This window comes from Waltera sp. (assembly GCF_046969025.1).
In the GTDB taxonomy this organism is placed as follows: domain Bacteria; phylum Bacillota; class Clostridia; order Lachnospirales; family Lachnospiraceae; genus Acetatifactor; species Acetatifactor acetigignens.
Window position 1 is genome coordinate 185,669 of sequence record NZ_JBKVQF010000001.1, and the last position, 26,975, is coordinate 212,643.

At 48.9% G+C, this 26,975-nt stretch carries 21 protein-coding genes and 2 tRNA genes; all 23 read left to right on the forward strand.

What is annotated here, in order from left to right; translation table 11 throughout:
• Window positions 1–33 precede the first annotated feature (33 nt).
• The 23 genes from ACLTOH_RS00805 to ACLTOH_RS00915 all read left to right on the forward strand — a co-directional run bounded on the left by ACLTOH_RS00805 (window position 34) and on the right by ACLTOH_RS00915 (window position 26,886).
• Complete coding sequence (locus ACLTOH_RS00805) at window positions 34–1,107, forward strand: HD-GYP domain-containing protein (protein WP_412223108.1); 1,074 nt, start codon at window positions 34–36, stop codon at window positions 1,105–1,107.
• A 12-nt stretch (window positions 1,108–1,119) separates the two neighbouring features.
• A complete protein-coding gene (locus tag ACLTOH_RS00810; protein WP_022311815.1) occupies window positions 1,120–2,172 on the forward strand; it encodes a type IV pilus twitching motility protein PilT in 1,053 nt (350 codons plus the stop codon).
• 309 nt (window positions 2,173–2,481) lie between these two features.
• Window positions 2,482–4,026, forward strand: a complete 1,545-nt coding sequence (locus ACLTOH_RS00815) for a YifB family Mg chelatase-like AAA ATPase (protein WP_412223109.1) — start codon at window positions 2,482–2,484, stop codon at window positions 4,024–4,026.
• A gap of 105 nt (window positions 4,027–4,131) precedes the next feature.
• Window positions 4,132–5,301 (forward strand): DNA-processing protein DprA, encoded by a 1,170-nt coding sequence (dprA, locus tag ACLTOH_RS00820; protein WP_412223111.1) that lies wholly within the window; start codon window positions 4,132–4,134, stop codon window positions 5,299–5,301.
• 66 nt (window positions 5,302–5,367) lie between these two features.
• On the forward strand, window positions 5,368–6,435 hold the full coding sequence (ispG, locus tag ACLTOH_RS00825) for a flavodoxin-dependent (E)-4-hydroxy-3-methylbut-2-enyl-diphosphate synthase (protein WP_412194272.1): 1,068 nt from the start codon (window positions 5,368–5,370) through the stop codon (window positions 6,433–6,435).
• 5 nt (window positions 6,436–6,440) lie between these two features.
• A complete protein-coding gene (locus ACLTOH_RS00830; protein ID WP_412223112.1) occupies window positions 6,441–11,042 on the forward strand; it encodes a PolC-type DNA polymerase III in 4,602 nt (1,533 codons plus the stop codon).
• A gap of 240 nt (window positions 11,043–11,282) precedes the next feature.
• Window positions 11,283–11,354 (forward strand) — tRNA-Glu (locus ACLTOH_RS00835).
• 88 nt (window positions 11,355–11,442) lie between these two features.
• Window positions 11,443–11,514: transfer RNA gene (locus ACLTOH_RS00840), tRNA-Glu, on the forward strand.
• Window positions 11,515–11,745: 231 nt separating this feature from the next.
• Entirely contained in the window at window positions 11,746–13,821 is a 2,076-nt protein-coding gene (gene topA / locus ACLTOH_RS00845) for a type I DNA topoisomerase (protein WP_118502677.1), read from the forward strand.
• Between the two features lie 123 nt (window positions 13,822–13,944).
• Complete coding sequence (codY, locus tag ACLTOH_RS00850; protein WP_022311840.1) at window positions 13,945–14,733, forward strand: GTP-sensing pleiotropic transcriptional regulator CodY; 789 nt, start codon at window positions 13,945–13,947, stop codon at window positions 14,731–14,733.
• Between the two features lie 209 nt (window positions 14,734–14,942).
• Complete coding sequence (gene flgB, locus ACLTOH_RS00855) at window positions 14,943–15,332, forward strand: flagellar basal body rod protein FlgB (RefSeq protein ID WP_022311839.1); 390 nt, start codon at window positions 14,943–14,945, stop codon at window positions 15,330–15,332.
• Window positions 15,333–15,343: 11 nt separating this feature from the next.
• Window positions 15,344–15,787: a flagellar basal body rod protein FlgC gene (flgC, locus tag ACLTOH_RS00860; protein WP_022311838.1), complete on the forward strand. Its 444-nt coding sequence runs from the start codon at window positions 15,344–15,346 to the stop codon at window positions 15,785–15,787.
• 74 nt (window positions 15,788–15,861) lie between these two features.
• Entirely contained in the window at window positions 15,862–16,197 is a 336-nt protein-coding gene (fliE, locus tag ACLTOH_RS00865) for a flagellar hook-basal body complex protein FliE (protein WP_022311837.1), read from the forward strand.
• A gap of 40 nt (window positions 16,198–16,237) precedes the next feature.
• A complete protein-coding gene (locus ACLTOH_RS00870) occupies window positions 16,238–17,842 on the forward strand; it encodes a flagellar M-ring protein FliF C-terminal domain-containing protein (RefSeq protein ID WP_022311836.1) in 1,605 nt (534 codons plus the stop codon).
• 14 nt (window positions 17,843–17,856) lie between these two features.
• Window positions 17,857–18,876: a flagellar motor switch protein FliG gene (fliG, locus tag ACLTOH_RS00875; protein WP_022311835.1), complete on the forward strand. Its 1,020-nt coding sequence runs from the start codon at window positions 17,857–17,859 to the stop codon at window positions 18,874–18,876.
• Entirely contained in the window at window positions 18,869–19,726 is an 858-nt protein-coding gene (locus ACLTOH_RS00880) for a FliH/SctL family protein (RefSeq protein ID WP_118537288.1), read from the forward strand. Before fliG ends, ACLTOH_RS00880 begins: the two co-directional genes overlap by 8 nt.
• 3 nt (window positions 19,727–19,729) lie before the next feature.
• Window positions 19,730–21,052 carry a flagellar protein export ATPase FliI gene (gene fliI, locus ACLTOH_RS00885; protein ID WP_022311833.1) on the forward strand — a complete coding sequence of 441 codons (1,323 nt, stop codon included), beginning with the start codon at window positions 19,730–19,732 and terminating at the stop codon, window positions 21,050–21,052.
• Between the two features lie 5 nt (window positions 21,053–21,057).
• Window positions 21,058–21,504: a flagellar export protein FliJ gene (gene fliJ / locus ACLTOH_RS00890; RefSeq protein WP_022311832.1), complete on the forward strand. Its 447-nt coding sequence runs from the start codon at window positions 21,058–21,060 to the stop codon at window positions 21,502–21,504.
• A gap of 54 nt (window positions 21,505–21,558) precedes the next feature.
• Entirely contained in the window at window positions 21,559–22,434 is an 876-nt protein-coding gene (locus ACLTOH_RS00895) for a MotE family protein (RefSeq protein ID WP_022311831.1), read from the forward strand.
• A gap of 95 nt (window positions 22,435–22,529) precedes the next feature.
• Window positions 22,530–23,906: a flagellar hook-length control protein FliK gene (locus ACLTOH_RS00900; protein WP_412223114.1), complete on the forward strand. Its 1,377-nt coding sequence runs from the start codon at window positions 22,530–22,532 to the stop codon at window positions 23,904–23,906.
• Between the two features lie 25 nt (window positions 23,907–23,931).
• A complete protein-coding gene (locus ACLTOH_RS00905; protein WP_337630217.1) occupies window positions 23,932–24,645 on the forward strand; it encodes a flagellar hook assembly protein FlgD in 714 nt (237 codons plus the stop codon).
• Window positions 24,646–24,680: 35 nt separating this feature from the next.
• Window positions 24,681–25,091 (forward strand): TIGR02530 family flagellar biosynthesis protein, encoded by a 411-nt coding sequence (locus ACLTOH_RS00910; RefSeq protein ID WP_118537359.1) that lies wholly within the window; start codon window positions 24,681–24,683, stop codon window positions 25,089–25,091.
• A gap of 79 nt (window positions 25,092–25,170) precedes the next feature.
• Window positions 25,171–26,886, forward strand: a complete 1,716-nt coding sequence (locus tag ACLTOH_RS00915; RefSeq protein ID WP_412223115.1) for a flagellar hook protein FlgE — start codon at window positions 25,171–25,173, stop codon at window positions 26,884–26,886.
• Window positions 26,887–26,975: the final 89 nt, after the last annotated feature.

The following is a 26,975-nucleotide window of genomic DNA, read 5'->3' on the forward strand; positions in this document are numbered from 1 at the left end:
TATAAGTGACTAAAGATAAGGGGGGGGACAGGGATGCATTTTGTAAGAACGGAAGACTTGAAGACGGGAATGCGTCTGGCAAGACCTGTTTATAATAAGAAGAGTATTCTTTTGTTTGACAGAAATTCCCTTTTGTCATTACAGGCAATAGAAAGTATTCGTAATTTCGGATTGATCGGTGTCTATGTACTGGAACCGGCAGAACCGCTTCCACCCCTGACTCAGGAGGACCTGGAGTTCGAACGGTTTCAGATTCAGGCGGTCAGTGCCATCGAAGAGGAACAGGATCGTATCCTGAAGACCAGAAAGCAGAACCGTACCCAGTCCATCGCAGATATGGTCATCCGCAATTACGGACACTTGGATGAGAAAATCAATTTCTACCAGAATCTGAGAAGCCGGGAGGATTATTTCTCCAGACATTCCCTGAACGTGGCAATACTCTGTGCCATGATTACCCATGTGATGAATATCAGACGGGAAGAACAGTATCATACCGTATGTGCTGCCATCCTTCACGATATGGGAAAAGTGAAAAAACATGATGATGTGTATTACGGGGCACCTTATACCAGAGAGGATATGCTGCGGAACTGCGAGACGCAGGAAGAGGCCTACGGTATCATCGAGGAGGCTTTTGCCACCGACGGATCCGGCATCCGCAGGATCTGCCAGCAGGCAGCCAGAAAACAGCTGGACCTGTTCCCGGAAGACGGAGAGAAGAGCAGGTATAAAATGCTGGCCGGAGCCAATGTATTGCTGGTGGCGAACCGTTATGATGAGATCACGGCCATGACATTACAGGGAACGGCACAGTCTGAGGTGAAGGCTCTTCAGGAACTTCTGGAGCACCCGGAGGTATATGATCCGGAGACGGTACGGGCATTGATCCGTTCCATCAATATCCTTCCGCCCGGTGCCAGCGTGGAACTCAGTACGGGAGAGAAAGCACTGGTATTGAATGAAAATGAAGAAAGTGTACTGCGGTCGACAGTGGTAAGCTTCCGGGATAACAGTATCCTGGATCTGTCCCTTCCCGGGAATGAGGACATCCAGATCGTGGATGTCATGAAGACCATGGACAACCGGTACATATTCAATAAATAGTGAGGAGCAATTATGCCAACAATCGAAGAAATACTCAGAGCCGCCAAGGAAGCGGGAGCAAGTGATGTACATCTGACGGTAGGTATCCCACCCAAAATGCGTGTAAACGGCAATCTGATCACCATGGATTATCCCAGGATGCTTCCGGCAGACACGCTGGAAGTACTAGTCAATATCATGACGGAAGTGCAGAGAGAACGTTTTGAGGAACGGGGAGAATACGATATGTCTTTCTCTATTCCCAACTGCGGACGTTACCGTGTCAATGCCTACAAGCAGAGAGGTTCCGTGGCTCTGGCGTTCCGACTGGTAGGAACCGTGGTGCCTTCTCCGGAAGAGCTGGGTGTACCGGAATCCGTGGTGGAACTATATCAGCGCAAACGTGGTCTGGTACTGGTCACCGGACCTACCGGAAGCGGTAAATCCACGACGCTTGCCGCCATCATCGACAAGATCAACAACAACAGAGATGCCCATGTCATCACTCTGGAGGACCCTATCGAGTATCTGCATCAGCATAAGATGTCCATGGTCAACCAGCGTGAGATCGGCATAGATTCCAATAATTATGCCAATGCTTTAAGAGCGGCACTCCGTGAAGATCCCGATGTCATTCTGGTAGGAGAGATGCGTGACTTCGAGACCATCAGTGTAGCTATTACGGCAGCGGAGACCGGACATCTGGTATTGTCCACCCTGCATACGATCGGTGCAGCCAGCACCGTAGACCGTGTGATCGATGTCTTCCCACCACATCAGCAGCAACAGATCCGTGTCCAGCTGTCCAACACACTGGAAGCAGTCATATCCCAGCAGCTGATCCCGACAGCGGACGGCAAGCACCGTGTGGCAGCTTTTGAGGTCATGCATGCCAATCATGCGGTCCGCAACCTGATCCGTGAGGGCAAATCCCACCAGCTGGCCAGCGTCATGCAGACCAACCGGAAACTGGGTATGATCACCATGGATGAGGCTATTGTTCAGTTGTATTTTGAAGGCAAGATCGACAGGGAACATGCGATCCAGTTCGCTCAGGATCCCGACAGCATGGAAAATAAAATTTAAAGGAATGATCCGGAACCGGCTATATAGGAGCAGACCAGACGACGCAGCGGAAAGCGTACGGTTTTGTGAATCTGTAGTGAGGTTCCGGAGGATTTTTCACCAAAAGACATTTTCATTTAAAATTTCTGATATTAATTCTAAGAAGATTCCGGTAGTTTCACTGCCCTTTTGCGGGCTCTTATGATTACCCATTGTATGAATTGTTTTGTTAAGTCTGATTATTTTTGTCAGATTCATTCGTTTTATCTGTTTCTGTTTTGTTTCACTGTTATTTCCATAATAAATAAAACATTTTAAAGGAGGTATTTTATGTTTACTACAGTTTGTTCGGCTGCAGTCTATGGTCTGCAGGCATATCTGGTCCGCGTGGAAGTGGATCTGGCAGGGGGACTACCATCGTTTCAGCTGGTGGGGTCGCTGGGGAGTGAGGTGAAGGAATCCCGGGAGAGGGTGAGTGTGGCCATGAAAAATTCCGGTTTCCAGATCCCACCGGCACATATCACAGTAAATCTGGCTCCGGCAGGTCGACGTAAAGATGGTACCGCCTTTGATCTGCCTATAGCTGTGGGACTTTTGCGGGATATGGAACTGGTACCGGAGGAAGCGCTGCAGGATACATTGTTTTTGGGAGAACTGGGCCTGAATGGGGAGATCAAGAAGGTGAAGGGTGTACTTCCCATTGTTCAGGAGGCGGCAAAAAGCGGTATCCGAAGGGTGGTGGTGCCCGGAGAAAATGCCATGGAGGCTGCGGTGATACCGGGGATCACGGTCTGGGGTGTGAACTGTCTGAACGATCTGCTGGCGGCACTGAATCATCCGGAGCTGGAAACTGAAAAAGTGTATCAGCCGAGGATCCGGGCGGAGGACTTGCTAAGGGAAGGAACCGGACAGGATACGGGAGATTTCCGGGAAGTGGCGGGACAGGAGAATGCTAAACGGGGTGCCGAGATTGCTGCGGCGGGATTCCACAATCTGTTGATGATAGGGCCGCCCGGGGTGGGAAAAACCATGGTCGCCGGGCGAATCCCCGGAATCCTGCCGCCTCTGACACTGAAAGAAAGTCTGGAGGTGACAGGAATCTTCAGTGTGGCGGGACTTCTGCCGCCGGGACAGGCACTGATCACAAGGAGGCCTTTTTATGCACCACACCATACTGTGACACAGGCAGCACTGATCGGCGGGGGAAGCGGCATCCCAAGACCTGGGATGGTATCGCTGGCCCATCGGGGTGTACTGTTTCTGGACGAACTTCCGGAATTCCGGAAAAACGTGCTGGATGGCATGCGACAGCCTATGGAGGAGCGTAAAGTGCAGATCGCCAGAAGTGCCGGGATGGTCACTTATCCGTCGGACTTTATTCTGGTGGCGGCTATGAATCCCTGTCCATGCGGGTATTATCCGGACCGGAATAAATGCCGCTGTACCCAGCCCCAGATCGAGAAATATCTGGGAAAGATATCGGGACCGATTTTAGACCGGATTGATCTGTGTGTGGAACTGCATCCCGTGGATATTCTGCATCTGCAGAAAACGAAAACGGAAAAAAGCAGTGAAGATATGAAGCGGCAGATCCGGCATGCAAGAGAACGGCAGGCGGAGCGTTTTGCAGGAACGGATTGCCGTTTCAATGGGGACATCCGGTCTGCACAGGTGGAAGAATATTGCCCGTTGGGAGAGGAGGGTCAGAAAGTCATGGAACAGCTGTATCGTACGCTGCAGCTCAGTGCCAGAGTTTATCACCGGATTCTCAAAACTGCCCGAACCATAGCTGATTTGGAGGACCGGGAAGAGATCACGGGGGAACATTTGCTGGAGGCGGCGTGTTATCGACCTTCGGAGACGTATTGGAATTAATTGTGTGCCGGAACCGGGTACATTAAGTGTCCGGCAAGAAAAAGGGGCCGGTACGAAAATCACGGAAAACGTGCGGGCTGTGTGAAAACAGGGAAAGGGACAGGTATGTTTATGGCGGAGGAAGAGAGAAAATATGCATATTTTTTGTGCAGCACCTATACAATCGGGGGCGTGCGGGCAGAACGGCTGCTTGCACGCTTCGGGTCACCCCGGGCGGTATATGAGGCGGAGGCAGAGGAATGGAGGGAGTGCGTGGGCAATTCTGCGGCGGAAGCCTTGGAACGGCAGAAGAAAAGCGGAGAGTGGGAACGGGAATATGGACAGCTTTCGGAACAACAGATCCACTTTCTTTTGCGGGAGGAGAAAGGATTTCCCGGGAAACTGGCAGAAATTCCGGATCCGCCTTACGGCATTTTTTACCGGGGAAAACTGCCGGATGAGAACGAACCGGCGGTGGCGGTCATCGGTGCCAGAGAGTGTTCGGAATACGGCAGATATGTGGCCGAGGAACTGGGACAGTATCTGGGAAGAGCGGGAATACAGGTCATCAGCGGAATGGCCCGGGGGATTGACGGGATCAGCCAGCAGGCAGCGTTATCTGCGGGTGGAACTTCCTATGGTGTGCTGGGATGCGGAGTGGATATCTGTTATCCCGCACAGAATCGAAGATTGTATGAAGAACTGTTGGAAAAAGGGGGATTGCTTTCCACCTATGCGCCGGGAACAAAGCCGCTGCCCCAGTATTTTCCACCAAGAAACCGTATTGTCAGCGGACTGTCGGATGCTCTGATCGTCATTGAGGCCAGACAGAAGAGCGGGACGTTGATCACGGTGGATATGGCACTGGAACAGGGCAGGGACGTCTATGCGGTGCCGGGCAGGCTTACGGACAGGCTCAGCGACGGCTGCAATCATCTGCTGACGCAGGGAGCGGGAGTGTTTTTATCTCCGGAGAGTTTTGCAGAGGATTTTTTGCGGAGCTGGGAGGAAAAACAGGGACTTTCCGCAGATGGCTCCGGAGGAAAGAACAGGCGGAAAAATAATAGGGAAACCGGCAGAAATACGGCAAAAGTAAAATTGCCCAAAGAATCCCTGCAAAAGATCTTGGAATGTCTGGAACCTGTGCCAAAGACATCGGAGACGCTGTTGCAGGAACTTTGGGAGAAGGGAGAATATACGGACATTTCCGCACTGAACCGGGCACTGATGGAACTGGAACTTTTGGGATATGCCAGACAGAACAGTCCGGGACATTTCAGCACTTCTGCGAATTGACAAGGCTTTCGGAAAAGGGGTATAGTAATAGACATATGAGAATGACGAGAAAGGTCAGGTGCCCTTATGAACGATAAAGATACTTACAGAATGCATACCAAAGTAATACAGATCGGAGACCGGAAGATCGGCGGCGGCAATTCTATCGCCATCCAGTCCATGACCAATACGAAGACCGAGGATGTGAAGGCAACCGTAGAGCAGATCCTGCGTCTGGAGAGGGCAGGCTGTGAGATCATCCGCTGCACAGTACCGACGCTGGAGGCGGCAGCAGCTATCCGGGAGATCAAGAAGCAGATCCACATTCCTTTAGTGGCGGATATCCATTTTGACTACCGTATGGCACTGGCAGCCATTGAGAACGGTGCCGACAAGATCCGCATCAATCCTGGGAATATCGGAAATCCGGAGCGGGTAAAGGCTGTGGTAGATGCAGCAAAAGAGAGGAATATCCCGATCCGTGTGGGAGTGAACAGCGGTTCCCTGGAGAAGCCGCTGGTGGAAAAATACGGTGGAGTGACTGCGGAAGGTATTGTGGAGAGCGCACTGGACAAGGTACACATGATCGAAGATCTGGGATATGACAATCTGGTCATCAGTATCAAATCTTCGGATGTGCTGATGTGCGTGAAAGCCCATGAACTGCTGGCAGGCCGTACGGTGTACCCTCTGCATGTGGGCATTACCGAATCCGGTACTGTGAACAGCGGTAATATCAAGTCAGCCATCGGTCTGTCCCTGATCTTAAGCCAGGGCATCGGTGACACCATCCGGGTATCCCTGACAGGAGATCCCGTAGAGGAGATCAAATCCGCAAAGCTGATCCTGCGTACATTAGGATTGCGCAAGGGCGGCATTGAGGTCGTATCCTGTCCCACCTGTGGAAGAACCCAGATCAATCTGATCGATCTGGCCACTAAAGTGGAGAAAATGGTAGAGGATTACCCGCTGGATATCAAAGTGGCTGTCATGGGCTGCGTGGTAAACGGCCCCGGAGAAGCAAAAGAAGCGGATCTGGGAGTTGCGGGCGGTATCGGAGAAGGTCTGCTGATCAAGCATGGCGAGATCGTAAAAAAGCTTCCGGAGGATCAGCTGCTCCCCGCCTTGAAAGAGGAATTGGATCATTGGAGTTAAAATAAATGAGTAAACCGTTTTTTGAGGTATTTCCTTCGTTACAGTTGAATACGGACATTCGTGACCTGATGGGGCAGACAGAAGTGGAGAGAGTCTCGGCGACAAAACGCAGAGACTTTCTTCGGGTGTACTTAAAAAGTACCCGCCTGATCCAGAAAGCGGACATCTGGACCACGGAACAGGAGATCAAGAAGCAGCTGTTCCCTCAGGCCAACCTGACAGTGAAAATATACGAAAAGTTCGAATTGTCTTCCCAGTACAATCCGGAAAAGCTGATGGATATTTATAAGGAAAGTATTCTGGAGGAATTCCGGGAGTACAGCCATATCCAGTATAATGCCCTGAAGACGGCGAAAATCGAGTATCCTTCGGAAAATGAAATGCTTTTAACGCTGGAAGATACGGTATTAAATCACAGTATGGAAGGGGAGATCCTGCAGATTCTGGAGAAGATCCTGGTGGAACGTTGTGGATTCTCCGTGAAGATCCATACGGCTTATGTGGAAAAAGAGACCGGGCGTTTCCAGGAGGAAGAGGAAGCAAAGATCCGTCTGAAGGTGGATGCCATTTACAGTCGTACGAAAGGCAGAAGAGAAGAAGGAGAGCAGACTGCATCGGCGGAAGGAAGCGGGCAAAGTACAGCACAGGATCCGGAAACCGGCAAGGCTGCAGAGACCGCACAAAAGCCGAAGACCGAGAATGCCGGTGGCGTGACCAAGAGCTTTCAGGGTGGCAGCCGCGGTGAATTCAAGCGTGGAGAATTCAAAAAGGGCGAGTTTCGTAAGGGTGGTAACTTTGAAAAAGGTGCGTTGAAGAGATCAGACAATCCGGATGTCATCTACGGGCGTGATTTCGAAGAAGAGGCCATGAAGATTGAGGAACTCATCGGAGAGATGGGTGAGGTGGTCATCCGCGGTAAGGTACTGTCCGTGGATACCCGTGACATCAAGAACGAGAAGACGATTATTATTTTCAATATCTCTGATTTTACCGATACCATGACCATCAAGATGTTCGTGCGTACCGAGCAGGTGAAGGAAGTGACCGGGGACATCAAGCCGGGAGCTTTCTTAAAGGTCAAGGGAATCTGTATGATGGATAAGTTCGACCACGAGCTGGCCATCGGTTCCATCGCGGGAATCAAGAAGATCCCTGATTTTACCAATACGAGAGTGGATACCTCCGCCAGAAAGCGTGTGGAGCTGCACTGTCATACAAAGATGAGTGATATGGACGGTGTCTCCGAGGCCAAGGACATTGTAAAGCGCGCCTACAAATGGGGACATCGGGCCATTGCCATCACGGATCACGGCGTGGTACAGAGTTTTACCGATGCAAACCATGTCTGGGATGACCTGTGGAAAGCGGAAAAAGGCAAGCGGAAAGAAGCTGGAGACGAGAATCCGGACAAGCAGGATTTCTTCAAGATCATTTACGGTGTGGAAGCCTATCTGGTGGATGATCTGAAAGAGATAGTGACGAATGATAAGGGACAGAGTCTGCATGAGGATTATGTGGTATTCGATATCGAGACCACGGGATTTTCCCCGGTCAACAACCGCATTATCGAGATAGGTGCGGTAAAGGTATCCGGTGGAGAGATCGTGGATCGTTTTTCCACCTTTGTCAATCCGGATGTGCCCATTCCCTTCGAGATCGAAAAGCTGACCAGTATCCGGGATGAGGATGTCATGGATTCCCCTCAGATCGACGTGATCCTGCCGCAGTTTCTGCAGTTCTGTGAAGGCTGTATCATGGTGGCTCACAATGCCAGTTTTGATATGAGTTTCATTATGGAGAATTGCAGAAGACTGGGCTATCCGCAGGAGTTTACCTATGTGGATACCGTGGGCATTTCCAGAGTACTTTTGAAGAACCAGTCGAAGCATACGCTGGATGCGGTGGCCAAGACCCTGGGGATTTCCCTGGAGAATCATCACAGAGCCGTGGATGATGCGGAGTGCACGGCCCATATTTTCGTGAAATTTATTAAAATGCTGGAAGAGCAGGACATTCATAATCTGACGGAAGTCAATGCACTGGGAGCTTCCAGTGTGGATGCCGTGAAGAAGATGCCCTCTTACCATGCCATTATTCTGGCGAAAAATGATCTGGGGCGTATCAACCTGTATCGTCTGGTGTCCCAGTCGCATCTGACCTATTTTAGCAAACATCCCCGGATTCCCAAGAGTCTGGTGATGAAGTACAGAGAAGGACTGATACTGGGAAGTGCCTGCGAGGCGGGAGAACTGTACCGGGCACTGTTGGACGGACAGTCGGATGCCCAGATTGCCAGACTGGTGAAATTCTATGACTATCTGGAGATCCAGCCCTGCGGCAACAACAAATTCATGATCGCTTCGGAACGTGTGAGGAATGTAAATTCCATTGAGGATATTCAGAATATCAACCGGAAGATCGTGTCCCTGGGAGAACAGTTCCACAAGCCGGTAGTGGCTACCTGTGATGTGCATTTCCTGGATCCAGAGGATGAGGTCTACCGCCGTATCATCATGGCGGGACGAGGATTCGATGATGCGGATGATCAGGCACCATTGTATTTACATACCACGGAAGAGATGCTGGAAGAATTCTCTTATCTGGGAAGTGATAAGGCCGAAGAAATCGTTATTACCAATACCAATATGATTGCAGACATGATCGAGACTATTGCACCGGTGCGCCCGGACAAATGTCCTCCGGTCATTCCCGACAGTGATAAGACACTGACGGAGATCTGTTATAACAGAGCCCATGAAATTTACGGACCAGATCTGCCTCAGATCGTAGAAGCAAGACTGGAGAAGGAATTGAACTCCATTATCAAGAACGGATTTGCCGTAATGTACATCATTGCGCAGAAGCTGGTATGGAAGTCGGTGGAGGATGGATACCTGGTAGGCTCCCGTGGATCCGTAGGAAGCTCCTTTGTGGCGACTATGGCGGGAATCACGGAGGTTAACCCCTTGAGCCCCCATTATTATTGCAGCAAATGCCATTATGTGGACTTTGACAGTGATGAGGTTAAGGCCTATGCCGGTAAGGCGGGAATCGATATGCCGGACAAGGTATGTCCGGTGTGCGGAGAAAAGCTTCACAAGGACGGATTTGATATTCCTTTCGAGACGTTCCTGGGATTCAAGGGAGACAAGGAGCCGGATATCGACCTGAACTTTTCCGGTGAGTACCAGTCCAAGGCTCATAAATATACTGAGGTTATCTTCGGCGCGGGACAGACCTTCCGTGCCGGAACCATTGCAACCCTGGCAGATAAGACGGCCTTCGGTTACGTGAAGAATTATTTTGAAGAACGTGGCATTCACAAGCGGACCAGTGAGATTGACCGTATTGCTTCGGGATGTACCGGAGTACGACGCAGTACCGGTCAGCATCCCGGTGGTATCGTCGTACTGCCCTTAGGACAGGATATCAACTCCTTCACCCCGGTGCAGCATCCTGCCAACGATATGACCACGGATACCATAACCACACACTTTGATTATCATTCCATCGACCACAACCTGTTGAAACTGGATATTCTGGGACACGATGATCCTACCATGATCCGTATGCTTCAGGACCTGACAGGGAGAGATCCTCTGACGATTCCCTTAGACGGACAGGATGTCATGAGTCTGTTCCAGAATACGGATGCGCTGGGCATTACTCCGGAGCAGATCGGCGGAACAAAGCTGGGGGCATTGGGTATCCCGGAGTTTGGTACCGATTTCGCCATGCAGATGGTTATCGATGCCAAGCCCAAGGCATTTTCCGATCTGGTGCGTATTTCCGGCCTGTCCCACGGTACCAACGTATGGCTGGGAAATGCACAGGATCTGATCATGAGCGGCGTGGCAACGATTTCCACCGCCATCTGTACCCGTGACGATATCATGCTGTATCTGATCCAGATGGGTGTGGAATCGGAGAAGTCCTTCAAGATCATGGAGGCCGTGCGTAAAGGCATGGTGGCGAAGGGTAGATGCGCCATGTGGGAAGAGTGGAAAGAAGACATGCTGGCCCACAATGTACCCCAGTGGTATATTGAATCCTGTCAGAAGATCGAGTACATGTTCCCGAAGGCCCATGCGGCGGCATACGTTATGATGGCATGGCGTATTGCATATTGTAAGATCCATTATCCGTTAGCCTATTACGGAGCGTTTTTCAGTATTCGTGCCAAGGCATTTTCTTATGAAATTATGTGTCAGGGACAGAAGCACTTGGAGAGCGTTATGGTGGATTACAAAAAGCGACAGGATACGCTTTCCAATAAGGAGAAGGATGCCATGGGTGATATGCGTATCGTGCAGGAAATGTATGCACGAGGCTTTGAATTCGAGCCAATTGATATCTTTAGAGCCCAGTCCAGATCCTTCCAGATCGTGGATGGCAAATTAATGCCTTCCTTAAACAGTATCGACGGACTGGGAGAGAAGGCGGCGGATGCCATCGTGGAAGCGGCAAAAGACGGCCCCTTCCTGTCTAAAGATGATTTCCGCCAGAGAACCAAAGTCTCCAAGACCATCATCGACCTGATGGATTCCCTGGGATTATTGGGAGACCTCCCGGAGTCCAATCAGATCAGTATATTTGACCTGGTGTAACAGCTCAGCCATGGGACAGCCGAAACGGGGGCGTGGGTGCTTGCACACAAAGCACCGTTTTGGCTAGCCCATGAGCGGAGCGCCCAATCCATGAAGCAAAAGATGAGCCGCGCAAGCGGCGTCGACTGCGCAGCAGCCGCTTTTGCGAATGGCCGTGGGCCGAGCTGGTCTAAAAATTTTTAAAAAAAGTGCTTGCATTTTTTCGACAACTCGATTATACTATGCAAGTACTGTTTTTGTGGCTGATTGGTCAAGCGGTTAAGACGTCGCCCTCTCACGGCGAAAACAGGGGTTCGATTCCCCTATCAGCTGCTCTTTGAAAATTGTAGAAATTTTTCAAAAAATACTTGCAATTTTCAAAAGAATGTATTATACTGAACAAGGTTCGTAAGTAACCTATGGCTGATTGGTCAAGCGGTTAAGACGTCGCCCTCTCACGGCGAAAACAGGGGTTCGATTCCCCTATCAGCTGCTTATTCTTTAATAGAATAGCCCAACCCTGAAAAGTGTCGGAAAGCATAGAAAATTGCTTTTTGGCTCTTTTTTTATACTGTCTGGGGCTGGGTAAATGAAAAATCTTCTTGCCATTCCCATTTTTTTGTTGTATAGTGGTTCACGATTACTCAAAGCAGGGGAAAATACGGCAAAGAGGCGGGAACCGGATGCCGTAGGTCCGTAGACAGACGGATAGATGGGAGTGCATATGGCAAAATATTTAGTAATTGTAGAGTCACCGGCCAAGGTGAAGACAATCAAAAAGTTTTTGGGAGCAAATTATGAAGTTATGGCCAGCCAGGGGCATGTGAGGGACCTGCCCAAGAGTCAGCTGGGATTTGATCCGGAACATGATTATGAACCGAAATATATTACCATCCGCGGAAAGGGAGACCTTCTTGCTTCTTTGCGCAAAGAAGTAAAAAAGGCAGATAAGATTTATCTCGCAACCGACCCGGACCGTGAAGGAGAAGCTATTTCCTGGCATCTGTATTATGCCTTGAAACTGGAAAGCAAAAAAGTATATCGTATTACCTTCAATGAGATCACCAAGAATGCGGTAAAGGAATCTCTGAAAAACGCCAGAGAGATCGATATGAATCTGGTGGATGCCCAGCAGGCAAGACGTATGCTGGACCGTATGGTGGGCTATCGGATCTCCCCACTTCTGTGGGCAAAGATCAAGAGAGGCTTAAGCGCCGGCCGTGTACAGTCTGTGGCACTCCGTATCATCTGTGACAGAGAGGACGAGATCAACGCATTTATTCCGGAAGAGTATTGGTCTCTGGATGTGAATCTGAAAGTAAAAGGCGAGAAGAAGCCTATTTGTGCAAAATATTACGGTACCACCGAAAAAAAACAGGGAATTACCAGCAAGGAACAGGCAGACAGCATTATGGATTCCCTGAATGGCGCAAAATTCGAAGTAAAAGAAGTGCGTCACGGCGAACGTGTGAAAAAAGCGCCGCTTCCCTTTACGACTTCCACATTGCAGCAGGAAGCCAGCAAGGTATTAAATTTCTCTACCCAGAAGACTATGCGTCTGGCACAGCAGTTATATGAAGGTGTGGATATCAAGGGAGAGGGCACTGTTGGTCTGATCACCTACCTGCGTACCGATTCTACCCGTGTATCCGAAGAGGCGGAGACACAGGCAGCGGAATTTATTGATGTTCATTACGGTGAAAAATACAAGACCGCTGCAGCAACGGAGAAGAAGAACAGCCAGAAGATTCAGGATGCCCACGAAGCTATCCGTCCCACGGATCTGAACCGGATGCCTATTGCTATCAAGGAGCAGCTTCCCAGAGATCTGTTCCGTCTGTATCAGCTGATTTGGAAACGATTTGTGGCAAGCCGCATGAGTGCTGCACAGTATGATACCACTTCTGTGAAGATTCAGGCAAAGGACCAGATTTTTACTCTGGCAGCTTCCAGAATGCGTTTCGATGGATTCATGAGTGTCTACACCCAGGAAGATGATAAGGAAGAAGAAAATGTGCTCGGCGGTAATCTGGACGAGAACAGCGTGCTGGAATTCCAGAGCTTTGATCCGAAACAGCATTTTACCCAGCCCCCTGCACATTACACCGAAGCCAGTCTGGTGCGTGCCATGGAAGAACTGGGCATCGGACGTCCCAGTACCTATGCGCCTACCATTACCACCATCCTTGCCAGGAGATATATTGCCAAGGAGAACCGCAATCTCTACGTTACGGAACTGGGGGAAGTGGTCAACAATATGATGAAGGAAGCATTCCCCTCCATCGTGGATGTGAATTTCACGGCCAACATGGAAGCTCTGCTGGATGGTGTGGAAGAAGGCACGGTAAAATGGAAGACCATCGTGTCCAATTTCTATCCTGATCTGGATGAAGCAGTAAAAAAAGCGGAGAAGGACCTGGCAGAGGTGACCATTGCGGACGAGGAATCCGATGAGGTCTGTGAACTGTGCGGCAGACGGATGGTGATCAAATACGGACCCCACGGCAGATTCCTGGCATGTCCTGGATTCCCGGAATGCCGTAATACCAAGCCTTATTTTGAAAAGATCGGTGTAGCCTGCCCCAAGTGTGGCAAGGATATTGTCATGAAAAAGACCAAAAAAGGCAGAAAATATTATGGCTGTATCGATAATCCGGAGTGTGATTTCATGGTATGGCAGAAGCCTTCGGGAGAGAAGTGTCCCCGCTGTGGCAAGCTGCTGCTGGAAAAAGGCAACAAACTGGTCTGCATGGACGAACAGTGCGGCTATGTGAAAAATAAACCGACGGAAGAGAAGTAGTTTTATATACTGTCAGAATTTTCTCATAAATTAACGCTATTTTCATTGTAATCTGAAATTACATGTGCTACAATGTGCATAACATCTGGTAGTTTCTTAGTATGTGTAGACGGAGGAAAATAGATGAGTAGCGTACAACTGTTGGACAAAACACGTAAAATCGGGAAATTGTTACACAACAATAACTCCAGCAAAGTGGTATTCAGCGACATCTGTAAGGTGATGCGGGAAATTCTGAATTCCAATGTACTGGTGATCAGCCGGAAAGGAAAGGTCCTCGGCGTAGGAAAATCCGATGGAATTGAGCCGATCACAGAACTGCTGGATGACAATATCGGTGGATTTATTGATCCGATGTTAAACGAGAGACTGCTGGGCGTATTATCCACGAAAGAGAACGTCAACCTGGAGACTCTTGGCTTTGAAAATACCGATACGAGAAAATTTCAGGCGATCATCACTCCGATCGAGATTGCCGGAGAGCGTTTGGGAACCCTCTTCATTTACAAATGCAATGAACAGTATGATATTGATGATATTATCCTTTGCGAATATGGTACCACAGTGGTGGGACTGGAAATGTTGCGGGCTGTGAATGAAGAGAGTGCGGAGGAGAGCCGTAAGGTGGCTGTCGTAAAATCTGCAGTCAGCACTCTTTCTTTCTCAGAGATGGAAGCCATCACCCATATTTTCGACGAACTGAACGGCATGGAGGGAATCCTGGTGGCCAGCAAGATCGCTGACAGAGTCGGTATCACCAGATCTGTGATCGTCAATGCCCTGCGGAAGTTCGAAAGTGCCGGTGTGATTGAATCCCGTTCCTCCGGTATGAAAGGAACCTATATTAAAGTTTTGAATGATGCCGTATTCGATGAGATCGAGGAACTGAAGCGTCAGAACGGCAGAAATTAAATGAAAAATGTAAGAATTTGCAAGAATAAGAAAAATTTAGGAAGAAGAGACTATTGCGAAAAATAGTCTCTTTTCTTTATATTTATTCTGAGTGAGTTTATTTTACTATTGTGTTTTTGTCGAAATACTTTATAATAAAATAAAATGGGTATATGGTAGAAGGCGGTTTTTGGGCGCTATTGTCAGAAGACCGCGGAATGTGAGGTAATATGATACAGACAAACGCATTTGATTATATCAATGTTCTGGACCGGGCAGCGGACGCAGCCTGGCAGCGGAACGAAGCCATTTCCAATAATATCGCCAATGTGGATACTCCGGGCTACAAAAGACAGGATGTGGCCTTCGAATCAGTACTGCAGCAGGCTCTTGGCAACAACAGATATGAGTCCATGGATGATAAGGTGGCCAATGTGAATCTGAGCAGACTGCGGGGCAGGGCTTATGTGGACTATGCCAATTATTCCTATCGCCTGGATGGCAATAATGTGGATATTGAAAATGAAAATGTAATGCTGGCGGAGAACCAGCTGAAATATCAGGGACTGATCAGCAGTATCAATCAGGAATTTACCAATCTAAAGACAGTGATGAAATGAGGAGTTAGTGTATGAGTATGTTTTCAGCATTTGATGTTACGGCATCGGGACTTACCGCCCAGAGACTGCGTATGGACGTGATCTCCGAAAACGTTGCCAATGCCAATACTACAAGAACCGAGGATGGTACCCCTTACCGCCGTAAGATCGTTACCTTTCAGCAGAAGGGGCAGCAGCAGACTTTCAGTCAGGTGCTGCACAACGTGAGCAGTAGCTATACCGGCAGCGGCGTGAAGGTAAGCCAGATCTTTGAAGATACTACTACGGAGATGAATATGGTATACGATCCTTCCCATCCCGATGCGGATGAGAACGGCTATGTGACATATCCGAATGTAAATATTGTTCAGGAAATGACGGATCTGATCGATGCCAGCAGATCCTATGAAGCCAATTCCACGGCATTTGGCGCCAGCAAGTCCATGGCATTAAAAGGACTGGAGATCGGTCAGTAAGCTGACGGGTCTTTATTACCGGGCTCCGGATAGCGGCGCCGGAATATATGTGAGGAAGGACATGGTTTATTAAAATGGATATTTCAGCAATTACAGCTTTGAACAGTGTAAACGGTACTGCCACAGTATCTCCCGCTTCCCTGACCGGAATGCTGGCGGAGAAGGAGAAAAAGGCAGAAGGCACTATGTTCGAAACTTTTCTGAATACAGCAATCGACAATGTGAAGATCACCAACAGTTATCTCTCGGATGCCGAGAATGAGAAGATACGATTTGCATTGGGTGAGACCGACAATACCCACGACCTTACTATTGCTATGGAGAAGGCTTCGACTGCATTGCAGTATACCGTAGCCATCCGCGATAAGGTGATGGAAGCATACAAGGAACTGATGCAGATCCAGATCTAAAGAAGTATTTTTATTCTTGACGTAAGAGGAGAGAGCTGCAATGGCAGACAAATTAAAAGAAATACCTGCAAAAATACTGGAATGGTGGAACAAATTCACCACCAGGCAGAAGAGCATCATCGTTGGAGCGGCGGCGGTTGTGATATTTGCATTTGCAATCATCATGTACGTTATGAGTAAGCCCCAGTATGTACGGCTGATCACCTGTGAGACAACATCACAGGCTTCGGAGATCATAGATACTCTGGACAGTGCGGGAATTGCACATAAAGAATCCAATGACGGACTGAAGATCGATGTAGAGAGCAGCCAACAGAGTGCGGCAAACCTGGCACTGGGTTCCGCAGGATATGTACCGGATGCGTTAGATTTGAATGATTATCTGGGCGGTAGTATGTCTACGACCGCCACTGACAAAGAGAGACTTTACAATTCCTATCTGGAAAAATACATAACACAGACGATAGAAGCACAGAGCGCAGTAAAATCCGCCAAGGTACATCTGAGTTTTCCGAAAGATAACGGAACTCTGGCAGCACAGAAGGAAGAGGCGTCTGCCTTCATCCAACTGGAACTGGACGGCACCTTTACCTCCGCCAATGCTGCGGCACTGGCAAAATGTGTGGCTACCTGGCTGCGCAACGATACTACGGCGAATATCACTATTATGGATACAGATTCCAACCTGCTGTTTGCAGGTGGAGATGATTATTCTACCGCAGGAATCGCTAATTCTATGCAGGAGCTGCAGAATCAGGCGGAATCCATGATCGCCAATCAGGTCAAGAAGGTACTGCTGGGAACAAAACAGTATAATGATGCGGCCGTTACCAGCCACCTGAGCATGGATTTCTCTGATTATAAGGAGACCGTAAAAGAGTATTATGCAAACTCTGGCAGAGATGAAGGTATGCTTTCCCATGAGGAGACTTATGAGAGCGAGAATACCAATGACGGCGGCGGTGTACCGGGGACAACTTCCAACGGGGAGAGCGGAAATACTACCTATGTATCTCCGGACAGCAGCAACAGTTCTTCCTCTACTTCCGAAACCAGCCGGGATTATCTGCCGAATGAGTCTATTAAGGATACTGTGACACCGGCAGGAGGAATCAACTACACTAATTCCTCCATATCTATTGCAGCAATTACTTATAAAGAAATTCATTATGAGGATGTAAAACGACAGGGGCTTCTGGATGGCACTACCTGGGATGAATACAAATCCCAGAACAGCGCAGATACCAAGATGACAGTTGATCAGGATATGTACAGCCTGGTAGCCAATGCCACCGGTATCAATGAGAGTAATATTACGATTATTGCTTACGAAAGTCCTATTTTTTACGATAAGGAAAGCAGCCCGGTTACGGCACAGAATGTGTTGAGCGTGCTTATGCTGCTGTTGATCCTGGGACTGTTGGCATTTGTGATATTGCACAGCATGCGTACCAGACAGGCGGTACAGCAGGAGGAAGAGGTATCTGTGGAGAATATGCTGCAGTCTACCCCTGAAGCAGAGCTGGAAGATATTGATGTGGAATCTAAGTCTGAGACACGTAAGATGATTGAAAAATTCGTAGATGAGAATCCGGAATCCGCAGCGGCATTGTTGCGTAACTGGCTGAACGAGGACTGGAACTAAGAAACGGAGTAACTATGGCAAGGACAAAAGCAGAAGGTGGAATATCGGGACTGCAGAAAGCTGCAATCCTCCTGATCTCTCTGGGACCGGAGAGATCCGCCGGAATTTTTAAACACTTAAAAGAAGAAGAAATCGAAGAACTGACCCTGGAAATCGCCAATACCAGAAGTGTGACTCCTCAGGTCAAAGAAGAAGTGATCAACGAATTTTACGAAGTGTGTCTGGCACAGCAGTATATTGCCGAGGGTGGTATCAACTACGCAAAGGAACTGCTGGAAAAGGCACTGGGTTCCGACAAGGCTATGGATGTCATCGGCAAGCTGACTGCATCTTTACAGGTAAAGCCCTTCGAGTTTGTGCGTAAGACGGATGCCAGCCAGCTGATCAACTTCATTCAGGACGAGCATCCGCAGACCATTGCTCTGATTCTGTCTTATCTGTCACCCAGCCAGGCGGCGTTGATCATTTCCGCATTGCCACCCGACAGCCAGGCAGAGGTAGCCAGACGTATTGCAGTCATGGATCGTACCAGTCCGGATGTCATCAAGGAAGTGGAAAAAGTACTGGAGTCCAAGCTGGCAAGTCTGGTGAATCAGGACTACACCATTATCGGTGGTGTGGATGCAGTGGTGGATATCCTGAATACTGTAGACCGTGGTACCGAGAAACATATCATGGAGACTCTGGAGATCGAAGAGCCCGAACTGGCAGACGAGATCCGAAAAAAGATGTTCGTTTTCGAGGACATATTGCTCCTGGACGACAAGGCAATTCAGCGTGTGCTGCGTGACGTGGACAACAACGATCTGGCAGTGGCACTGAAGGGTGCCAACGAGCAGGTACAGAATGCTATCTTCAACAACCTGTCCAAACGTCTGGTTGTTATGATCAAGGAAGATATGGAATTCATGGGTCCTGTTCGTATGAAGGATGTAGAAGAAGCACAGCAGAAGATCGTCAATATTATCCGTAAGCTGGAGGATTCCGGAGAGATCATCATTTCCAGAGGTGGAGGTGACGAGATCGTTGTCTAGTAATCTTTTAAAACGGGGATTTACACAGCTTGTGGAAGAAGATGCCCGGGTGATCAATACCAACGATCTGGTAGCGAAAAGGATCCGGGAACTGGCTGCCAAAATGCAGCAGGACGAAGGAACCGGATTTATCTCCGGACTGGCGGCAGATAAAGTAGAGGCACTGGTGACGGACACCGGGGATGGCGAAGAAAATCCGCAGACTTCCGGCAATGTGATCAAGGCCGGAGAAGACCTGCAGAAATTAAAAGAGGAAGCCGAAGCAGAGGCTCAGAAGATCATAGAGGATGCCAAAGCAAAGGCTGAGAGCATTCTGGCGGATGCCAGAGCACAGGCAGAAGCACAGAAAGCAGACGCACTGGAGCAGGCCAGAAGGCAGGGACAGCAGGAAGCGAAAGCGGAGGCTGAACGCGCAGAGGCCCAGAGAGCAGCGGAATATCAGAAAAAAGCTGCCGGACTGGATGCGGAATATCAGAAGAGAATGGATGAACTGGAGCCCCAGTTCGTAGATACCATTACGGGTATTTACGAGCATATTTTTGATGTGGATCTGCATTCTTACAGAGAAGTGCTCTGCTATCTGATTTCTGCTACCATGAGAAAAACAGAGGACAACCGGAGCTTTCTCGTACATGTTTCCAAAGAAGATTATCCCTATGTCAGCATGCAGAAAAAGCAGATCATGGCAGGGGCAACTGCACCGAACAGTACGGTGGAGATCGTTGAGGACATGACCCTGGGCAAAGGTGAGTGCATGATCGAGACCGAAAGCGGCATTTTTGATTGTGGACTGGGGACTCAACTGTCGGAACTGCGTCAGAAACTAAAATTATTATCCTACGAAGGCTGATAAATGGTCATTAAGAACATTGATTTTGAAAAATATAATAAAATGGCAGAAAAGAGCTTTTACCGTAAGCTGGGGAAAGTGGTCAATGTGGTAGGTCTGACCATAGAGTCCGCCGGACCGGATTCCAAACTGGGGGATCTGTGCCGGATCCTTCCGGATGCGGAAGGGGCAAGGCCCATCATGGCAGAAGTGGTAGGCTTCCGTGACAAGAAGACACTGCTTATGCCCTATGATTCCGTAGATGGTATCGGATTGGGATGTGTGGTGGAAAATACCGGAGATCCCCTGAAGGTCACGGTAAACGACAAACTGCTGGGCAAGACGGTGAACGGACTGGGCGTGCCTATTGACGGCGAAATGATCAATGGAGCCGCCTATCCGGTAGAGGCAGCACCACCCGATCCTATGTCCAGAACTATTATCGATCAGGTACTGCCGTTGGGAGTCAAGGCGGTAGACGGCATGATCACGGTAGGAAAAGGTCAGAGAATTGGTATCTTTGCCGGCTCTGGTGTGGGCAAATCCACCCTGATGGGTATGTTCGCCCGCAATACCAAAGCGGATATCAATGTCATAGCACTGATCGGCGAGCGAGGCAGAGAGGTACGGGAATTTATTGAGAGAGATCTGGGTGAAGAAGGTATGCGCAGATCTGTTGTGGTTGTGGCAACCTCCGACCGGCCGGCTCTGGAGCGTAACAAGGCGGCCAAGACAGCTACCGCTATCGCGGAATATTTCAGAGATCAGGGCAAGGATGTCCTGCTGATGATGGACTCCCTGACCCGTTTTTCCATGGCCCAGCGGGAGATTGGACTGGCCAGCGGAGAACCGCCGGTGACCAGAGGATATCCTCCCAGTGTGTACTCGGAGATGCCGAAGCTGTTAGAGAGAGCCGGAAGAGCCGCAGTAGGCTCTATTACCGGATTGTATACAGTTCTGGTAGACGGCGATGATTTTAACGAGCCCATTACAGATACCGCCCGAAGCATTCTGGACGGTCATATTATGTTGGACAGAAAGCTGGGACATAAGAACCATTACCCGGCTATCGATATTTTGCAGAGCATTTCCCGATGCATGAGCCAGATCGCCACCAGGGAACACAAACAGGCAGCCAACAAGCTGAAAAATGTACTGGCAACCTATAATGAGGCGGAGGATCTGATCAATATCGGTGCATACAAAAAGGGCAGCAACCCGAATATTGATTATGCAATCTCCAGAATCGATGCTGTGAACGGCTTCCTATGCCAGGGTACGGATGAAAAATTTACCTTTGAAGAGACCGTACAGATGCTGGAAGAGCTGTTCGCAGATCAGGGGTGAGATAAATGGCGAGATTCAGATATTCTCTGCAAAACATCCTGAATATCAAAGAAAAAATGGAAACACAGGCGAAACAGGAATTCGGAACGGCGCAGGCGGCTCTGAATGTGGAAACAGAACATCTGGAGCGCTTGAAAGAACGCAGAAGAGAGTATGAAGAGCAATCTGCGAGGCTGTTAAAAGGAAAGCTGGATCTGCGGGCCATTGAAGAGAACAAGGAAGCACTTTTGAAAATGGACAGCATTGTGGCAACGCAGGCAATCCGGGTGGAAAGAGCAAAGGAAAATGTGGAGGCTGCCAGAGAACGGATGGCAGAGGCCATGAAGGAAAGAAAGATGCATGAGACACTGCGGGAGAAGGCATTTGAGGCTTTTCTGCAGGAAGAAAACCATGCGGAAAGTAAAGCAATTGATGAACTGACCAGTTACACCTACGGACAGAAGAACCGCTAGAACGGGGATGCGGGGCGAAAAGCCGGCAGGTGATGGAAAGGCATGAGGTTTAGTATGGCAAGAGAAAAAACTCCGGAAGAAAACGCAGCGGATAACGAGAGAAAACAGCTGGTGGAAGAGAAAAAAAATTTAAAGAAAGAACAGCAGGCCCAGCGAAAAGAAGCAAAGCGCCGGGCAAGGGAAATTGCCAAACAGGAAGATGAACTGGAGGACGGGAATGAGGGGAACAGCCTTTTGACCTTCGGGGCCACGATCTTGATCGTGGCATTGTGGCTTGCTGTGATCTGTGTAATCATCAAGCTGGATATCGGCGGCTTCGGAAGCTCGGTAGTAACACCGATCTTAAAGGATGTTCCGGTACTTAACCGGATTCTTCCCGGCAACTCTGTGACTGAGACAACGAATTCCGGTGCTTACGGCGGCTATACCAGCTTACAGGATGCGGTGGATCAGATCAAGAGTCTGGAACTACAGCTGGAGCAGATACAGAATGCATCTTCCGCCAAGGACGAAGAACTGGATCAGCTGAAAGCCGAAGTTCTCAGGCTGAAGGAATTCGAAAATCAGCAGGTGGAATTCCAACGGATTCAGAAGGAATTCTATGACGAGGTCGTTTATTCCGATAAGGGACCCGGAGCGGAAGAATATAAGAAATATTATGAGTCCATGGATCCGGCCACTGCGGAATATATTTACAAACAGGTAGTGACTCAGCTGCAGGAGAGTCAGGAAGTGCAGGATTATGCGGCCGCTTATTCAGCCATGAAGCCGAAGCAGGCAGCGGCAATTTTTGAACAGATGACGAACAATCTGGATCTGGCAGCCAGAATTCTGAAGGTCATGAGTGCGGATGACAGAGGTGCCATCCTGGGAGCTATGAATTCAGAAGTAGCGGCAAAGATTACTAAAATTATGGATCCGGAATCTTAAGAAAAAGCAGAAAAGATCCGATACATGATTTGTAGTATAATTACAGGTCATAGACCGTCATAAGGTGGTAAAAGGGGCCTGGGAAAGGAGGAGTTATGGCAGGAACGACAATTAAAGGTGTCGGTAACAGCGGCAATGTGCAGATACCGGATATGGTCACAGCAGCGAAGCAGAATGCGGGAACCAGCTTCCAGGCGGTATGGAATAAGACCCAGAGCAATGCCCAGACAACTAATGCAGCCGACGGGGACCGCACCCAGGCGGGACGGAACGATGTCAGACGTGGTGAATCTTTGAGAGCCGGCGGCAGACAACGCGACAATGTAGCGGATGTCTCTGATGGAAACAAGACGATGGAAGATGACAGCCTGGATGCAAAGGATCTGGAGAAAGTTCAGGAAGTTGTGGGAACGGTGGTACAGAACCTGATCCAACAGATCACGGATACATTTTCCGTCAGTGAAGAAGAACTGCAGGCCACCATGGAAGATCTGGGAATGACAGAAGTGGATCTGACAGATCCCGGGAAACTGAATGAATTGCTGATGGCAGTCAGCGGAGCACAGGATTCGTTCGCATTACTGACGGATGAGAATCTGTACAATGATGTAAAAGGAATTATGGATCTGCAGAAGGAACTGACAGGGCAGGCGCAGGAAGAGTTACAGCTATCTCCTGAAAAATGGCAGGAAGCGGTAACACAGATCACACAGGAAACTGTGGCGGAACCGGTGATCACCGTGGAAACAGATAAAACAGAGGATGTGGCCGTTACTACGGAAGAATCTACTGTGGATACCACAGAAGCAACCGTGACACAGGTACCTGACAGCGGGGAAAAAGTTCCCGTACAGAACGCACAGGAGAACAAGACCGAAGATTCCGGCAGCAGACAGGAACACAACGACGGTGGACAGCATGGCAATCTGTTATTACAGAATCTGAAGGAAGACAATTTCCTGGCACAGTTACAGCAGACGGCACAGACAGAGGAAGCAAGAACCGCAGATACGCAGGACATTATGCGTCAGATCATGGATTACATGAAGGTGTCCGTCAGGGCAGACAACTCCGAACTGGAAATGCAGCTGCACCCTCAGAGCCTGGGAACACTGCACATACAGATGGCATCCAGAAACGGTGTGGTTACGGCCAATTTCATTGCACAGAATGAAACAGTCAAGGCAGCACTGGAAAGTCAGATGGTACAGCTGAAGGAAAACTTTGCAGAGCAGGGTGTCAAGGTAGAAGCTATTGAAGTTACCGTTCAGACCCACCAGTTCGAACAGAATCTGGAGCAGGGAAGAGGCAATAACAGTAATACGGCAAATGAAACGGGTGCAGGTAGAAAGCGTACCCGCAGGATCAATCTGAACGCAGCATTTGCAGAAGAAGAGCCTCAGACCGAAGAAGACCGGATCGCAGCAGATATGATGTCGGCGAACGGCAATACGGTGGATTTTACCGCATAATAAATAACGAAAGGAGAAAAAGGAAATGGCATTGGTTGCACCCGTGGAAAACGGTAAGATCGTAGAGACTGCATCACAGGCTTCTGTAAAAAAATCCACAAAATCAAGCAAAAGCGGGATGGACAAGGAAGCATTTTTACAGCTCCTAGTAGCGCAGATGAAGTATCAGGATCCTCTGGAACCCACATCCAACACCGAGTACATATCCCAGTACGCACAGTTCTCACAGGTAGAGCAGATGCAGAATATGTCCAGCAGCATGGACTTACAGAGAGCAAGCTCACTGGTAGGCAAGGAGGTCTACATCAAGACCACTACATCCTCCGGAGAGACCAAGCTGGTACAGGGCAGAGTAGATTATGTGTCCTATGAGAACAACAAAGCATACCTCTACATCAATGAGAAGAAGTACTCCATTGATGATCTGGATTCCGTAGTGGATACGGATTATCTGAATGCGTACAACAAGGCTTACAACTTTACCGTAAAGCTGAACAAGCTTCCTAATGTAAACGGCATTGATTCCAGTGATGGCAAGACCATTGATGATCTGGAGAAGGAATACAACGATATGACTGATTACGAGAAATCCTTCCTGGCAAAAGATACCGTGAACAGCTTGAATAAGTACATTGAACGTCTCAAGGAGATCCGCAAAGCTGCCGAAGAAGCAGAAGAAAAGAAGGATACCGAGAGCAAGGATGAGTCAGAAGAAACTGACAGCACAGAGAGCGTATAATGCAGTAAGCAGCTGACGCAGAGGGGCAGATGGATATGGATATTCAGAACAACAGTTTTCTGTCCATTGACCAGTTGGCAAATCAGTACTTAAACAGCAGCCGCAAGACCGTAAAAGCAGCACAGGAAAATCTGGTATCTTTCCAGGAGATCCTACAGAACAAAAGCCAGGAACAGAATGTTTCCGGAACGCAGGATCTGAAATTCTCCAAGCATGCCGCCGTACGGCTGGAAAACAGAGGCATTGAGCTGACAGACGCACAGCTGGAACGCTTGAATGACGGAGCAAGAAAAGCGGGACAGAAGGGAATCAGGGATTCTCTGGTGATCGTGGATGACTTGGCCTTTATTGTGAATGTACCCAATAAGACCGTGGTGACTGCCATGAACAGCAGAGAAACCGAAGAAAACGTATTTACAAATATTAACGGAGCCGTTATTATGTAGACCGGACCAGGGATGGAGGTCATGCTCCCTTGAATGACAGAGAGGGAGCACGGTTCCAATACAGGAGGAACAAAGCACTATGATGAGATCATTGTATTCTGGCGTAGCAGGACTTAAGACACACCAGACCAGAATGGACGTAATCGGTAATAATATTGCCAACGTCAACACAACAGCTTACAAATCCAGTTCCATGACTTTCAGTGAACTGATGAGCCAGACCACACAGAAGGCCAGTGGTGCCAACGCTACCACTGGTGTCGGCGGTACCAATGCCAAGCAGATCGGTCTGGGCGTTAAGGCAGGAGCTATCAACACTGCCATTACCACACAGGGTTCCGCACAGTCTACCGGCAACCCCTTTGATATCATGATCACCGGAGACAATTTCTTCGTAGTCAGCAACGGCTCCGAGAACTTCTTTACCAGAGACGGTTCTTTCTATGTCGATGGCGCCGGCAACCTGGCAATGACCAGTACCGGTTACAACGTCATGGGATGGGGCGTGGATGAGACCACAGGTAACATCAAGCAGGATACCGTAACCGCACTGCGTATTATGAGTGCAGCAAATATGACTTATCCCCCTGAGGCTACCACACAGGCAAATATTTCCGGTATTCTGGATGAGAACGATAAGGATGTGACCAGCGCCAATGGTAAGACGGTAAATCTGAACTTCTTCGACGCAAGAGGTTACAGCTATACTGCAAAGTTCACCTTTAAGCAGTCCAGCGGAACCGCCAGCAATGAATACAGTATGGAATTGACGAAACTGTTGGATTCCACCGGAGCAGAGATTGATATCTCCAAAGTGAAATTTGGAGACAACTCTACCCAGACACTTCAGACCCCGGTAACATTTGCCGGCGATACTTATGAGTGGGATGGTAAACAGTTAAAGACCAAGGCCGACAAAAAGGTGGTTGCGGACCTGAGTGTAGCATTTAATGCCGACGGAAGTCTGATCGATACTTCCAATGACGCAGCAGCGGCAAAGGCACAGCAGGAGACCCTGGATGCTATTGCAGCGGCTTATGGATATGAAGGTTCTACAGACGAGTTCCTGAAACTTTATCAAAAGGATGCCAAAGGTACAGAGGTAACCGTAGAGACCATGCTTGGAAACATGGCAAAAACGACAACTGCACAGGGGGATCTGGTTCTTACTACAGATAAAGATAAACCAATGACTATGGATGGCCGGTTCTTTGAAGGTGTCAAGGTAATATTTGACACGGATACCGGTAAGCTGAAACAGGTAGGCAGCAACGTTACCGACTTTAAAACCAATGTGGATTTCACACCACTGGGCGGAAATTTTTCAAATATTACCATCGACCTGTCCGAATGCACCAACTACGACAACAAGGGTACTTCCACCATCGGTGCAACAAGTGGCGACCTGGATGGTCTGGGAACCGGACGTCGTCTGGGAGATATGATCGGCGTGTCTATTCAGAAAGACGGCATGATCTATGCCAGCTATGACAACGGTATGACCAAACTGTTAGGCCAGATTGCTACCGCAGCATTTGCCAATGCTTCCGGTCTGGAGAAAGAGGGAGACAACCTCTACTCTGCAACCCTGAACTCCGGTGAGTTCGACGGTATTGGCGTAGACATCACTGCAGGCGGCGGATACATGTCCACCGGTCAGCTGGAGATGAGTAACGTAGACCTGTCTTCCGAGTTTACTGAGATGATCACCACACAGAGAGGTTTCCAGGCCAACAGCCGTATCATTACCGTATCCGATACTCTGTTGGAAGAACTGACCAACCTGAAGCGTTAATAAAGTGTTAAAATTATAATAAACATATAAAGGGATAGGAATTCCACCTGTCCCTTTTGTGTGTATAAAAGATCAAGGGAAAAAAGTAC

Excerpts from the sequence above, each read along its gene's own strand:
- ACLTOH_RS00805 (WP_412223108.1), top strand. The coding sequence starts at position 34 with ATGCATTTTGTAAGAACGGAAGACTTGAAGACGGGAATGCGTCTGGCA.
- ACLTOH_RS00810 (WP_022311815.1), top strand. The coding sequence starts at position 1,120 with ATGCCAACAATCGAAGAAATACTCAGAGCCGCCAAGGAAGCGGGAGCA.
- ACLTOH_RS00815 (WP_412223109.1), top strand. The coding sequence starts at position 2,482 with ATGTTTACTACAGTTTGTTCGGCTGCAGTCTATGGTCTGCAGGCATAT.
- dprA (WP_412223111.1), top strand. The coding sequence starts at position 4,132 with ATGTTTATGGCGGAGGAAGAGAGAAAATATGCATATTTTTTGTGCAGC.
- ispG (WP_412194272.1), top strand. The coding sequence starts at position 5,368 with ATGAACGATAAAGATACTTACAGAATGCATACCAAAGTAATACAGATC.
- ACLTOH_RS00830 (WP_412223112.1), top strand. The coding sequence starts at position 6,441 with ATGAGTAAACCGTTTTTTGAGGTATTTCCTTCGTTACAGTTGAATACG.
- topA (WP_118502677.1), top strand. The coding sequence starts at position 11,746 with ATGGCAAAATATTTAGTAATTGTAGAGTCACCGGCCAAGGTGAAGACA.
- codY (WP_022311840.1), top strand. The coding sequence starts at position 13,945 with ATGAGTAGCGTACAACTGTTGGACAAAACACGTAAAATCGGGAAATTG.
- flgB (WP_022311839.1), top strand. The coding sequence starts at position 14,943 with ATGATACAGACAAACGCATTTGATTATATCAATGTTCTGGACCGGGCA.
- flgC (WP_022311838.1), top strand. The coding sequence starts at position 15,344 with ATGAGTATGTTTTCAGCATTTGATGTTACGGCATCGGGACTTACCGCC.
- fliE (WP_022311837.1), top strand. The coding sequence starts at position 15,862 with ATGGATATTTCAGCAATTACAGCTTTGAACAGTGTAAACGGTACTGCC.
- ACLTOH_RS00870 (WP_022311836.1), top strand. The coding sequence starts at position 16,238 with ATGGCAGACAAATTAAAAGAAATACCTGCAAAAATACTGGAATGGTGG.
- fliG (WP_022311835.1), top strand. The coding sequence starts at position 17,857 with ATGGCAAGGACAAAAGCAGAAGGTGGAATATCGGGACTGCAGAAAGCT.
- fliI (WP_022311833.1), top strand. The coding sequence starts at position 19,730 with ATGGTCATTAAGAACATTGATTTTGAAAAATATAATAAAATGGCAGAA.
- fliJ (WP_022311832.1), top strand. The coding sequence starts at position 21,058 with ATGGCGAGATTCAGATATTCTCTGCAAAACATCCTGAATATCAAAGAA.
- ACLTOH_RS00895 (WP_022311831.1), top strand. The coding sequence starts at position 21,559 with ATGGCAAGAGAAAAAACTCCGGAAGAAAACGCAGCGGATAACGAGAGA.
- ACLTOH_RS00900 (WP_412223114.1), top strand. The coding sequence starts at position 22,530 with ATGGCAGGAACGACAATTAAAGGTGTCGGTAACAGCGGCAATGTGCAG.
- ACLTOH_RS00905 (WP_337630217.1), top strand. The coding sequence starts at position 23,932 with ATGGCATTGGTTGCACCCGTGGAAAACGGTAAGATCGTAGAGACTGCA.
- ACLTOH_RS00910 (WP_118537359.1), top strand. The coding sequence starts at position 24,681 with ATGGATATTCAGAACAACAGTTTTCTGTCCATTGACCAGTTGGCAAAT.
- ACLTOH_RS00915 (WP_412223115.1), top strand. The coding sequence starts at position 25,171 with ATGATGAGATCATTGTATTCTGGCGTAGCAGGACTTAAGACACACCAG.